The sequence below is a fragment of the Acidiphilium multivorum AIU301 genome (assembly GCF_000202835.1).
Classification (GTDB): domain Bacteria; phylum Pseudomonadota; class Alphaproteobacteria; order Acetobacterales; family Acetobacteraceae; genus Acidiphilium; species Acidiphilium multivorum.
Window position 1 is genome coordinate 925,027 of record NC_015186.1, and the last position, 12,455, is coordinate 937,481.

Consider the following 12,455-nt stretch of genomic DNA (forward strand, 5'->3'; position numbering starts at 1 on the left):
GTCAAGCGGCCCGGCCGTCACGCCGTCCGCCGGCTGGCCCCGGCGCCGGCGGCGAGCAGCACGGCGATGATCACGCCGCCCTGCATCACGTCCTGCACCCCGCCGGCAAGGCCGGCGATCTGCATCGTCGTCACGATCAGCACCAGCAGCACCGAGCCGAGCAGCGTGCCCAGCGGCGTCGCGCTGCCGCCGAAGATCAGCGTGCCGCCGACGACGACGGCGCCGACCGATTCCAGCAGGTATGGCTTGCCCATGCCGAGAAAGGCGCCGCCGGCATGGGCCGAGAGCAGCGCGCCGTCGAGCGCGGCGAGCACCCCGCTGATCATGAACGCCGCGGTGGTGATCCGCCCCACCCGCGCCCCGGCCAGATCCGCGGCGACCGCGTTCTGGCCGACCGCCATCAGGCTGCGCCCGTAGCCGGTGCGATGAATGACGGCCGACGCCGCCCCGGCGAGCAGCACGGCCGCCACCAGGATCAGCGGCACGCCGAGCACCCGCCCCGCCGCGACGAGGTGCAGCGCCGGGCTGACGCCGAAGGTGGTGAAGCCGCGATTGGTGATCAGCACCGCGGTATCGAGCACGTAGCCGACCGCGAGCGTCGCGATGATCGCCGGGATGCGCACCCGCAGGATCAGGTACGCATTCACCGCGCCGACCGCGAGCCCGACCAGCACGACGGCGGGCAGCGCCAGCGCCAGCCCGGCATCGGTGCCGCCGGAGAGGATCATGGTGACGAAGGCCGAGAGCGTGATCACGCTCGGCACCGACAGGTCGATATTGCCCCCGCCGGTCGCGACCGCGAACATCTGCCCGAGCGCCACCACGGCGAGGAACGAGGCCGAGCTCGCCACCCCCGAGAGGTTCTGCAGGCTGAACCGGCTCGTCGCGAGGTCGAGCGCGGCCCAGAGCACCAGCACGCCGATCGCCGCGAAGCTCCAGCGGTTGCGCCGCAGCCAGGGGAGCACCGTCATGCCCGCCTCCATCGCAATATCTCGCGCGCCGCGAGGATCGCGATCAGCATCCCCCCCTGCACGGCGGCGTTGTAGTCGGTCGAGACGCCGAGGAACCCGAGCAGGCTGCCGATCAGCGACAGGCTCAGCGCGCCGCAGACCGCGCCGAGCGCCGTGATCTCGCCGCCGAGCAGCGAACAGCCGCCGATCACCGCCGCGGCGATGCTGAGCAACGTGTACGATCCGCCGGCATTGATGTCGGACGAGGTGTTGATCGCCGTCATCGACAGCCCGGCCAGCACCGCGAACCCGCCGGCGATCGCGTAGCGCAGCATGGCGATCCGCGCCGCCGGCCAGCCGCTCTGCGCCATCGCGCGCGGATTGGCGCCGAAGCCGCGCAGCACCACGCCGATCCGCGACGCATTCAGCGCCAGCCCGCCGAGCAGGGCGGCGACGATGAACACCACCGACGACGACACGCCCGCCGGGCTCCAGGCCGACGCGGCGGCGAGCCAGCCCGGCGCGCTGCCGCCCGGCGTCGGCTGCAGCGCGTAGCCGATCCCCGCCCAGATGAACGAGGCGCCGAGCGTGACGACGATCGCCGGCATCGCGCGGACCTGGATCAGCCAGCCGAGCAGCGCGTAGGCGCCGAGCAGCAGCAGCAGCGCCAGCGCGCCGGCCCAGGGTGCCCGCACCAGGATCGTGGCACTCAGCACGTTGGCGAGGCCGGCGCAGGCGCCGACGCCGAGATCGATCTCGCTGCCGCCGATCACGACCATCTGCGCCAGGGTGACCAGCACCAGCGGCACCGCCGCGCCCGACAGCAGGCCGATCCCGAACAGCGAGGCCACGCTGCGGTTCAGCGCGACGATGATCCCGAAGATCGCGGCCAGGATCAGCACCGGCGCGGCGGCGCTCCAGTCGCGCCGGAACCGCCGCTCGCCGCCGGCGGCCCGGCCGTCGCCGCCGATCTGCTCGGCGAAGGCGGTGGAGACGATCGCATCCTCCGAGATCCCGTCGCCCGCGAGCACCCGGCGGATCGCGCCGTCATGCAGCACGCAGACCCGGTCGCATTCGAGGAACTCGATCGTCTCGGAACTGTGCCAGACGATCAGCTTGCCCCGCGCCGCCGCATCGCGGATCAGGCGGTAGAACTCCCGCTTCACCGCGACGTCGACGCCGCGGGTCGGATCGTCGAGCAGGATGATGTCGGCTTCGGCCATCAGGGCGCGCGCCATCAGCACCTTCTGCTGGTTGCCGCCGGAGAGGTCGAGGATCGGCGCCCCGGCGCGGTCGGCCGGCAGGCGCACCGCCTCGAGCCAGCGCGCCGCCTCGGCGCGTTCGCCGGCCGGGCGCAGCCAGGCGGTAGCCGGCCCGGCGGCGATGCGCGCGATCGTCGCGTTGGCGACCGCGCTCCAGAGCGGAAACACGCCCTCGCCGCGCCGGTCGCCCGAGACGAACGCCGCCTTCGCGCCGCAGGTGATGCCGGCGATGCGGCGGCCGCGCGCGGCCCGGCGGATCGCGTGCAGCAGCTCCGGCTGCCCGCCGCCCTCGAGCCCGGCCAGCCCGACGATCTCGCCGGCGTGCAGGGTGAGGGTGGAGGTGCCGAACGGCGCGCCGATCGTGGCCAGCGCCGCCGCACTGGCGGCGGGGGCCGGCGGCCGCGCGGCGGACAGCGCCGCGGCGGCCTCGCCCGCCATCGCCTCGATCATCTGCGGCACGCCGATCGCGCCGGTTGCTTCATCGCGCACCAGCCGCCCGTTGCGCATGACGAGAACGCGCCGCGTCACCGCCGCGATCTCATGCAGCTTGTGGCTGATGAAGATCACCGCGACCCCGCGCGCCGCAAGCCGGCCGATGAAGCGCTGCAGGTCGTCGCTGCGGCGGGAGTCGAGGGAAGAGGTCGGCTCGTCGAGGATCAGCACCCCGAGGTCGGGGCTCGCCACCGCCCGCGCGATCTCGACCATCTGGCGCTGGGCGATCGGCAGCGTGCCGGCCCGCGCCCGCGGATCGATGCCGCTCGCCGGGAAGATGGCGTCGATATGCGCGCGCGCGAGGCGCTCGCAGGCGCGCCGCCAGGCCGGGCCGGACCCGCCGCTGCGCGGCTGCTCGACGAAGAAGTTCTCGGCCACGGTCAGGCTGCCGCAGAGCGAGAGTTCCTGGTGCACGATGCGGATGCCCGCCGCCCGCGCGCCGTGCGGCGTATAGCGCGCGAGCGCGATGCGCCGCCCGGCGATCGCGAGTTCCCCCGCATCGGGCTCGGTGACGCCGGCGAGAATTCGCATCAGCGTGCTTTTGCCCGCGCCGTTGGCGCCGATCAGCCCGACGACCTCGCCGGCGGCGATGCGGAACGAGACGTCCTCGTTCGCGAGGGTCGGCCCGTAGCGCTTGGTGATGCCGGCGAGGGCAAGCGCCTCGCCGGCGGCTCCGGACACATCCCGCCCGGGCGGGGACGCGGCGACGCCCACGGTCATGCGGCGCGCCCCGGCCTAGGGCTTCTGGCTGAGCAGATGCGTCTTCACCCAGTCCCGCGAATAGCTCGGGCTGACGATCGTGCCGGGTTTCAAGTCGGCATACTGCGCGAGGTTCTTCTGCGTCACCGTCGCGACCGGCATGGTCATGAATTTCGGCGCCTTCGCACCGCCGGCGATGTCGAGCGAGAGCCAGAACGCGGCGCCGCCGATGCCCGGCGTCGTGTTCATCGAGATCGTCTGGTAGCCGGTCTTCTTCGCCTGTTCGGCCCACCAGTGGATGAAATTGGCGCTGCCGCCGCCGGCGATGATCGGCGGGTGCCTGGCGTAGCTGCCGCCATACTGCTCGAACGCCTGGGCGATGCCGTAATCGTCGCCGCCGCCCTGGTCGAGCACGGCGTCGACATGCGGCAGGCTCGGCAGCACGTTGCTCACCGCCGCCTGCGCGACCGGGCCGGTCGCCTGGCCATAGACCGTCGCCACGACCTTGATCCCCGGATGCTGCTTCAGCACGCCCATCTGCGCCGTGTACATGTCATGGTCCGGCGCCGAGCCCTTCACGCCGCGGACGACGATGACATTGCCCTTGCCGTGCAGCTTGCGGACGATCCAGCGCGCCTGCGCGGCCTGGTAGCGCTTGAAGTCGAAGTCAAGCTTGTAGGCGCAGGGCGCGCTGACGATGGAATCGAAGGCGACGACCTTGATCCCGGCGGCGCAGGCCTTGGCGATGATGCCGTTCAGCGCGGTGTCGGATGCGGCGTCGATCGCGATGACGTTGACATGGCGCAGGATCAGGTCGCTCACCTGCGACATCTGCTCGTTCACCGTGCCGTTGCCGTTGACGATGATGAACTTCGAGATCTCGCCCTTCTTCCGCGCCTCGGTCGCGGCGGCGCGGAAGGCCTCGACCATCTGGTGGCGCCAGGTATTGCCATAATAGGCGTTGGACAGCGCGATGACCGGCCCCTTCGCCTGCGCCGCCGGCGCGGCGGCGAGGGTTGCCGCGGCGGCGAGGCCGAGCAGCGCGTATTTCAGTCCCGCAGGTTTCTGCATCGTTTTCATGGACGTCCTCCTTCCTAAGGGCCGGCGGTTCCGCCGCCGGCGCTGCACGCTTGCGGTGCTATGGGTGGCAGATGGCGCGGACCGACCGCTTGACCTCCTCGGGCGAGAAGACGGTTTCGAGCCAGTTGTCGCGGAAGATCACCGGCCGCGCCTCGTCGATCGCCTTCAGCGCGCCGTCGGAAAACTTCCCTTCGGGGAAGATGCCGAAGGCGATGGCGAGTTCGATGGTGAGATGGCCGAGGATGAAGTCCTCGGCGGCCTGGCGCGGCACGCCGCGGCGCACGGCCTCGTCGGTCGCCTCGCGCAGGGCGAGGCTGAGCGTGGCGCCGACGGTTTCCGACAGCGCCGGCTCGAGGATCGCGATATGCTCGACGGTGCAGCGATGCGAGCGCATCACCGGCTTGTAGATCGTCCGCGCGATGGCCTCGCCGAGCGCGTAATGCTCTTCCGGCCCCTGCATCAGCGCGCAGACGATGTGCTGCCTGGCGTGGACGCCGCCGAAGAAGTCGCGCTTCGCCGCGGGATCGGTCTCGTCGTTGAAGATCGGCGGGTGGCAGGGATGGGTGACGAAATAGCTGATGTCGGCGCGCTCCGGCAGTTCGCCGGCATGGGGGGCGGCGGCGTCGAGCATGATGACGATCGTGCCGGGGCGGAGGGTTGCGACGATCTCGTGCGCGATCCGGCCGATCAGCCGGTCGGGCACCGCCATCAGCACCACGTCGGCGCGGGCGAGCGCCTCGTCGCGCGTCACGCAATCGACGCCGACGGCCTCGCGCAGCCGGGCGCGCCCGTCCGCGGAGATCTCGACGTGATCGACGTCGTAGGCGGAGCCTTTCAGGTTGGCGGCGAGCCGGACCCCCATCTTGCCGCCGGCGCCGAGCAGGGCGATTCTCGTCATGCGTCTTGTCTCCTGATCTCGCCCGTCGCGGCATGACCGCCGCGCAGGACCGTTTGAAAGAAGTCGGGGCCGCCCATCTGGCCGCCCTTGAGCACGATTTCCGCGAGGCCGCCGGCCCGCGCGCTGCCGTGCAGGCGGCAGAGCGGCGCGCCCGGCGCGAGCGGGGCGAGGGCGGTCAGCGCGCCGATGCCCAGCGCCTGCGCCGCGTGACCCGACGTATCGCCGCCCGCGATCACGCCGCGGGTGAGGCCCGATTGCGCGGCGAGGCGGCCGAGCAGCCGGCCGAGCCCGGCGCCGATCCGGGCATGGATGGTTTCGACGGGTTGGCCCGCCGCGGCGATGGCCGCACGGGTGCGGATGATGGCCGGATCGTCCGGCCCCTCGGCGGTGTGCAGCACGACGCTGCGCCCCTCGCGCAGGGCGGCGAGGCCGTCCCGCTCGGCGCGGTCGAGTTCCCGCGCCCAGAGGGCGGGGTCGGCGGCGGCGGCGGCATCGACCGCGAAGGTAGTGAAGCCGTCGCGCCGCGCCTGCGCGATCTGCGCGGCGGTGACCGGCGCGCAGGAGGCGGAGACGACGGCGATGCGCTTGACCGGCGGGGCGGATGCGGGCTCGGCCTCCGGCGTCAGCAGGCCGATCCGCCGCCAGTGCGCGACGAGGGCGTATTCGACGCCCTGCGAGCCGATCGCGAAGAGGCGCTCGCCCCGATGCTCCCAGATCAGCCGGCCGGCTTCCGCGATCGTGGCCTCGTCGATGGCATCGAGCGAGACGATCCGCTCGCCGGCGTCGAGGCAGGCGGCCAGCGCCGCGTCGGCTCGTCCGCCTTGCAGGGCGACGAGGTCGACCAGCCCCATCGGCGCCGCGATCTGGCGGGCGAGGTGACGGCGGAGATCGGCCTCGTCCATCGGGGTGACGGGATGGCGGGACATGGTCGGGTGCCGGTCGAGCCGGTGGACCGCGCCGCCGGCGACGGCGAAAAGATTGCCGAAGGCCTGGTAGCGGCCGAGCGCGGGGGCGGCGACGAGCAGCGGGTGCCAGGCGCCGCCGAGGCGCGGGACGCCGAGTTCGATCGCCCGGCCGATCGAGCCGACCTGCGGCGCGGAGTCGAAGGTCGAGCAGACCTTGTAATGGGTGACCGGCGCGCCGATGCGGGCGAGGGTGTCGAAGATGCCGGGAAGGTTCGCGTCCATCCAGGCCGGCGTCTGCGAGCGGGCGATGCCGGCGATGCCGACGGCGCGGCAATCGGCGAAGCGGGCGAGGGCGGCCTCGTCGGGCGTTTCGAGGAACAGCACGGTGGGCACGCCAGCGAAGCCGAGCACCTCCATCACCGCCGACGAACCGGTATAATCGTCGCCGTAGAAGCCGATCAGCCTGTCGCCGCGCGGGGTCAGGACGCGCCCTCCAGCGCCCGGGCCAGCGCCGGGTGCGTCTTCGCGTGCTCGGCGGCGGGAATGCCCGCCATCGCCGCGTCCCACGCCGCGCGCAAGGCCGCCACGCCTTCGGCCGGCCCGCCGGGATGGCCCATGATGCCGCCGCCGGCGGCGTAGATCAGGTCGGCCGAGCCGAGCGCCGCGTAGGTGTCGCCCGCCTGGCGGACCGACTGGCCGGAGGAGAAGACCGGCATGACGACGTTCGGCGCCGCGTCGGACATCGGGGTGAGACAGGCGCGCGCGGAGGCGATGACGCTGTCGTCATCCTCGGAGAACTTGTTGCGCAGGCCGTTCACATGCATGTGGTCGGCGCCGGCGAGGCGCCAGATCTTCTGCCAGGCGACATAGGACCAGCCCAGCAGCGGGTGCCGCGACAGCGCGCCCCAGCCGTTGCGATGCGCGTGGACCGGCAGCGCGGCGTGGCGCGACAGCGCGAGGAAGCCGCTGACGCCCACGGAATTGAGGCTCGCCATCACGCAGGTGCCGCCGAGCTCGCGCACGAGGTCGTGCCGGCGGCGCATCTCGTCGACCTCGCCGGTCAGGTTGAAGGCGAACATCACCTTCTTTCCGGTTCGCTCGGCATGATCGTTGACGACGCGCATCACCGCGCGGGCGCGGGCCTCGAACGGGCAGGCGGGGCCGTCGGCCTGCAACTCGTCGTCCTTGATGAAGTCGATGCCGGCCTCGCAGAGGGTGGCGACCAGCGCCGCGGTCTGCCCGGCATCGAAGCCGACGCTGGGCTTGACGATGGTGCCGATCAGCGGCCGCCCCTCGACGCCGGCAAGCCGCCGCGTGCCGGGGATGCCGAAGCGCACGCCGGGATTGGCGGCGGCGAAGCTCGCGGGCAGCCGCAGGTCGAGCAGGCGCAGGCCGGAGAACTGGCGCAGTTCGAAGAGATTGCCGGCGACGGTCGCGACGAGATTGGGCAGCGACGGGCCGAGATTGTCCACCGGCCAGGAAAGGGTGACGGCGGCGCGGCGGATGACCGGCGGCGACGCGCCGCGCGGGGTTCCGGCGCCGGGCAGGGAGGGCGAGCCGACCGTTTCCAGGACATCGAGCCGCTCGACCCGTGCCGCGGCGCGCGCCTTGAGTTCGGGGGTTTCGCCGGGCACCGGCACGAAGGTGCCGCTCGACTGCTCGCCGGCCATCGCCGCGGCGGCGTGGCCGGGGTCGAACGCGGTCTCGATCAGGTAATCGGCTTCGATGCGTTCCGCGCCACTCACTGGACATCCTTCCCTTCGCGCCGCTTGCCGGGCGCAACTGGTATGATGAGTAGTTCAGTCAGCGGGGTCGCGCAAGGGGATCAGGCGAGGGAAGGCTGCTCGGTCTCGGGGGTGGCGGCCTCGTTCATCAGGGCCGAATAGAGGGCGTTCGCCCGGCTGAGATGCTCGGTCATCGCGACGGCCGCGGCATCGGCGTCGCCGGCGGCGATGGCGCGGTAGATCCTGTCGTGCTCGGCGAGCGTCAGGCGTTCCGCGCCGCGGGCCGAGACCAGGTCGCGCTTGAAGCGCATCATCCACGAGGCGAGGCCCTGGCAGACCGCGGTGATCAGGGAGTTGCCGGTCATCTCGGCGATGCGGCGGTGGAATTCCATGTCGGCGGCGATGAAGCGCGGCGCGTCGCCGCGCGAATCGTGGCAGGCGGCGAGCGCCTCGCGCAGCGCCGCGAGGCCTTCGCGGGTGGCGCGCATCGTCGCCACCCGCGCGAGCCCGACCTCGAACAGCAGGCGCGCCTCCTTCAACTCATCGAGACCACGCGGGCTGTTGGCGAGGAGTTGCAGCATCGCGCCGGAAATCTGTTCGATGATCGTCTCCGCCGAGGGCTGGATCACCCGCGCCCGCTCGCCGTGGGAAATCCGGATCAGCCCCATCTGCTGCAGGCTCTGCATCGCCTCGCGGATCGCGGGGCGGCCGACGCCGAGCATCTGCATCAGTTCGCGCTCCGCCGGCAGTTGCGAGCCGGGCGGGAACTGCCGCGCCTCGATCGCGGCGATCAGCCGGTCGAGCACCTCGTGCGACAGTTTCCGCCGTTCCACCGGCCTTGGTTCGAGCCTTTTCATGATCCAGCCATTCCACCTGCTTCCGGGCGCCGCGCGCCGAGTGACGATGCCCTTCGAGATGGGCCCCGTTCATCATCCGTCCATATCCCCGTCGTCCCGAAGGCGCAGGCAGGTCGGCGGACGGAATGCAGCCGGGCCCCTCTTGATGGTATGATGACTATGTGACATCTTCCCGGCACCGTAAATGCCATTCATAACGGCAGCGGACGGAGGAACGTTTCGTGACATCAGACCGAATTCCGCCCCGCGACGCCGCGACGGGCCCATGAGCAGGTCGATTGCCGCCGGCCTGCGGTATCCAAGGCTCGTGGGTTTCCTCGGCTTCTGCGTGGTCTTCGCCGCCCTCTGGGCCGGCGGGCTGGTCGCCACCGTCCGGCCGATCGGCGGGTCCGCCGCCGGCGACAGCCATCCCTCCGCCGGACTGGCCTTCAAGCCGGACGCCTATGTCGCGCGGATCTGGGGAACGCGCGTGGTGCCGGACGCGCGGCGCGAAAGCGCCAATCTCGCCACCGTGCTCGCCGCGCTGGCGAAGGACAAGGGCGCGGCCCTGGCGCGGTACGGCCACAAGGTCGCCAGCACCTACAACATTCTGGTGCGCTTCACCGGCACGGTGGGCAAGGTGGATACCTCGTCGCCGATCGGGACGATGCGGGTGACCGTGGCGGGAGCGAGCCCGGTGGCCGTGAAGGTCGCGACCGGGCCGGTGATTCTCGGCACCACGCTGCGCGACGCGCTGAAGTTCATCAGCTTCGGCGAGTTCCTCAACCAGATCCAGTACGGCGACGTCGCCGACGCGCTCAACAGCCGCGTGGTGAAGACGGTCGTCGCGCCGCTCGACCTCGCGAAGCTGAAGGGGCGGAGCGTGACCGTCTACGGCGCCTGGACCTATGACGACGGCGATCCGTCCGACATCACGGTGACGCCGGTGATCATCGAGGCCGGAAAGGCGGGCGGATGAGCGCGCCGGTCTTCCAGGCCGAGAGCGTGACCAAGGCGTTTCCCGGCACGCTGGCGCTGGATCGCGTCGATTTCGCGGCCCATGCCGGTGCCGTGAACATCCTGGTCGGCGAGAACGGCGCCGGAAAGTCGACGCTGATGAAGATCATCGCCGGCGCCGAGCGGCCGACCGGCGGCCGCCTGCTGCTCGACGGCGAGCCGGTCAGCTTCGGCACGCCCTCGGAGGCGACGGCGAAAGGCATCGGCATCATCTACCAGGAACTCGATCTCTGCCCGAATCTTTCGGTGGCGGAGAACATCTTCCTCGGCCATGAGGCCGGCAAGGGCGCGCTGGTCGACCGCAAGCGGCAGATCGAGGTGGCGCGGCAGATCCTGCGCCGCCTCGATCACGACATCGACCCGAACCGCCTGGTCGGCGACCTGAGCGTGAGCCTGCAGCAGATCGTCGCCATCGCCAAGGCGCTGCGCCACGAGGTGCGGGTGCTGATCATGGACGAGCCGACCTCGGCGCTCTCCGCCGGCGAGGTGCGCACGCTGTTCAAGCTGATCCGCGACCTCAAGGCGCAGGGCGTCGCGATCATCTACATCTCGCACCGGATGGAGGAGCTTCTCGAGATCGGCGACTACATCACGGTGCTTCGCGACGGCCGGGTCGCCGCGCATGCGCCGATGCAGGGCATCGACATGGGCTGGATCCTGCATCGGATGCTCGGCGACACCACGCTCGACGTGCCGCATCACGGCAATGTCGCGACCGGGGCGCCGATCCTCGCGGTGGCCGGGCTGCGCTGCCCGCGCACGGAGAACGGCGTGTCGGTCGAGGGCGTGTCGCTCGAGGTGAGGCGCGGCGAGATCGTCGGCCTGTTCGGGCTGATGGGCGCGGGGCGGACGGAACTGCTCGAATGCCTGATGGGGCTGCACCCGGAATCGACCGGCGAGGTCGCGCTCGCCGGCGAGACGCTCGATCCGCGCCTCGGCCTCGACCAGCGGATCGCCCGCGGCATGATGCTGATCCCGGAGGACCGGCAGGCCGCGGGCATCGTGCAGACGATGACGCTGGGCGAGAACATCACCCTCGCCAATCTCGGGCAGTACGAAAACTTCGGCTGGCTGCAACGGAATTTCGGCGCGTCCGACATTGCCGCGACGATCCGCAACCTCGCGATCACGGCGTTCTCGCCGACGCAGATGATCACCACGCTCTCCGGCGGCAACCAGCAGAAGGCGATCGTCGGCAAGGCGCTGCTCATCCGCCCGCAGCTGCTGCTGATGGACGAGCCCGGCCGTGGCATCGACGTGAAGGCGAAGGCGGAGATCTTCACCATCATGAACCGTCTCGCCGCCGAGGGCATCGGCATTCTCTTCGTCTCGTCCGAGGTGAAGGAGATCGTCGCCCTCGCGGACCGGACGATCGTGATGTCCGAAGGGCGCATCACGGCGGAATTCGCGCGCGGCGCCTATGACGAACAGGACCTCATGCGCGCCGCCGCCCGCGCGCGGGAGGCCGCATGAGCGGACAATCGGAACAGGTCGAGAGAATGAGCGAGACAGTCGAAACCTCTGCACCCGCCTCGGCCCCGGCGCTCGCGGCCCTGCTGCTGCGCTTCCGCGCCTTCGTCGCGCTGATCGTGATCATGGCGCTGTTCGCCTTTCTCTCGCCGGCGTTTCTCACCTGGTCGAACATCATCACCGTGCTGGTGCAGTCCTCGATCAACGGCCTGCTCGCGATCGGCATGACATTCGTCATCGTCTCCGGCGGGATCGACCTTTCGGTGGGCTCCATCGCCGGGCTTTGCGGCATGATCGTCGGCGCGCTGATCGATGTCGGGCTGCCGGTGCCGTTCCTGGGCGTGGTGATCTACCCGCATGCCTGGGCGGCGGTCGCCATCGCGCTGGCCGCCGGCGCGCTGATCGGCGCGATCAACGGCTTCGTCATCACCAGGATGAAGGTCGCCCCCTTCATCGCGACACTCGGCATGCTCTACATCGCGCGCGGCATCGCCCTGCTCAGCAACAACGGTTCGACCTTTCCCTTCCTCGACGGGCACAAGGCGCTCGGCAACCGGGGCTTTCCCTGGCTCGGCAACGGGCTGCTGCTGCACATCCCGGTGCCGATCTGGCTGCTGGTGATCGCGAGCGTGGTGGCCACGGGCATCGCCGAGCGCACGAAGTTCGGCCGCCATGTCTACGCGATCGGCGGCAACGAGCGCGCGGCCGCGCTCTCCGGCGTGCGGGTGCTCGCGGTGCGCGCGCGGGTCTATGTGATTTCCGGCGTGCTGGCGGCGCTGGCGGGCATCGTCATCGCCGCGCAGCTCGACTCCGCGGGGGCGGCGGCCGGCACCGGCTACGAGCTGAACGCCATCGCCGCGGCGGTGCTCGGCGGCACGTCGCTGATGGGCGGCAAGGGAACGATCGGCGGCAGCGTGATCGGCGCGCTGGTGATCGCCGTGCTGGTCGACGGGCTGATCCTGCTCGGCGTGTCGGATTTCTGGCAGATGATCATTACGGGTTTCGTGATCGTGCTGGCGGTGGCGATCGATCAGGTGCAATTCCGCGGCGTGCGCATGCCCTGGGGCCGGCGCCGCGGCAAGGAGGTAACGCCCTGAACAGCGTTCAGGAGGTTGCGAACAA

General features: G+C 71.1%; 10 protein-coding genes. 3 read left to right on the top strand and 7 right to left on the bottom strand.

Going from position 1 to position 12,455, the window contains the following annotated elements:
* Window positions 1-17: 17 nt before the first annotated feature.
* The 7 genes from ACMV_RS04045 to nanR all read right to left on the bottom strand — a co-directional run bounded on the left by ACMV_RS04045 (window position 18) and on the right by nanR (window position 8,867).
* Window positions 18-971, bottom strand: coding sequence for an ABC transporter permease (locus ACMV_RS04045; RefSeq protein WP_013639639.1), 954 nt, complete (start codon window positions 969-971; stop codon window positions 18-20).
* Entirely contained in the window at window positions 968-3,424 is a 2,457-nt protein-coding gene (locus ACMV_RS04050; protein ID WP_013639640.1) for an ATP-binding cassette domain-containing protein, read from the bottom strand. The genes ACMV_RS04045 and ACMV_RS04050 overlap by 4 nt, the downstream gene beginning before the upstream one ends.
* 15 nt (window positions 3,425-3,439) lie before the next feature.
* Window positions 3,440-4,483 (bottom strand): ABC transporter substrate-binding protein, encoded by a 1,044-nt coding sequence (locus tag ACMV_RS04055; RefSeq protein ID WP_013639641.1) that lies wholly within the window; start codon window positions 4,481-4,483, stop codon window positions 3,440-3,442.
* Window positions 4,484-4,541: 58 nt separating this feature from the next.
* Window positions 4,542-5,381 carry a phosphogluconate dehydrogenase C-terminal domain-containing protein gene (locus tag ACMV_RS04060; RefSeq protein ID WP_007423591.1) on the bottom strand — a complete coding sequence of 280 codons (840 nt, stop codon included), beginning with the start codon at window positions 5,379-5,381 and terminating at the stop codon, window positions 4,542-4,544.
* Window positions 5,378-6,853 (bottom strand): four-carbon acid sugar kinase family protein, encoded by a 1,476-nt coding sequence (locus tag ACMV_RS04065; RefSeq protein WP_013639642.1) that lies wholly within the window; start codon window positions 6,851-6,853, stop codon window positions 5,378-5,380. Before ACMV_RS04065 ends, ACMV_RS04060 begins: the two co-directional genes overlap by 4 nt.
* Entirely contained in the window at window positions 6,766-8,031 is a 1,266-nt protein-coding gene (locus ACMV_RS04070; protein ID WP_013639643.1) for a ribulose-bisphosphate carboxylase large subunit family protein, read from the bottom strand. The genes ACMV_RS04065 and ACMV_RS04070 overlap by 88 nt, the downstream gene beginning before the upstream one ends.
* Window positions 8,032-8,111: 80 nt before the next feature.
* Window positions 8,112-8,867: a transcriptional regulator NanR gene (gene nanR, locus ACMV_RS04075; protein WP_007423175.1), complete on the bottom strand. Its 756-nt coding sequence runs from the start codon at window positions 8,865-8,867 to the stop codon at window positions 8,112-8,114.
* A gap of 265 nt (window positions 8,868-9,132) precedes the next feature.
* Here nanR and ACMV_RS04080 point away from each other — a divergent pair, with 265 nt between their 5' ends.
* Genes ACMV_RS04080 through ACMV_RS04090 form a run of 3 tightly spaced genes read left to right on the top strand, consistent with a single transcriptional unit; the run spans window position 9,133 to window position 12,430 of the window.
* Window positions 9,133-9,825, top strand: a complete 693-nt coding sequence (locus tag ACMV_RS04080; protein WP_013639644.1) for a DUF2291 domain-containing protein — start codon at window positions 9,133-9,135, stop codon at window positions 9,823-9,825.
* Window positions 9,822-11,336: a sugar ABC transporter ATP-binding protein gene (locus ACMV_RS04085; protein WP_013639645.1), complete on the top strand. Its 1,515-nt coding sequence runs from the start codon at window positions 9,822-9,824 to the stop codon at window positions 11,334-11,336. Before ACMV_RS04080 ends, ACMV_RS04085 begins: the two co-directional genes overlap by 4 nt.
* Window positions 11,333-12,430 (top strand): ABC transporter permease, encoded by a 1,098-nt coding sequence (locus tag ACMV_RS04090; protein WP_007423171.1) that lies wholly within the window; start codon window positions 11,333-11,335, stop codon window positions 12,428-12,430. The genes ACMV_RS04085 and ACMV_RS04090 overlap by 4 nt, the downstream gene beginning before the upstream one ends.
* Window positions 12,431-12,455: the final 25 nt, after the last annotated feature.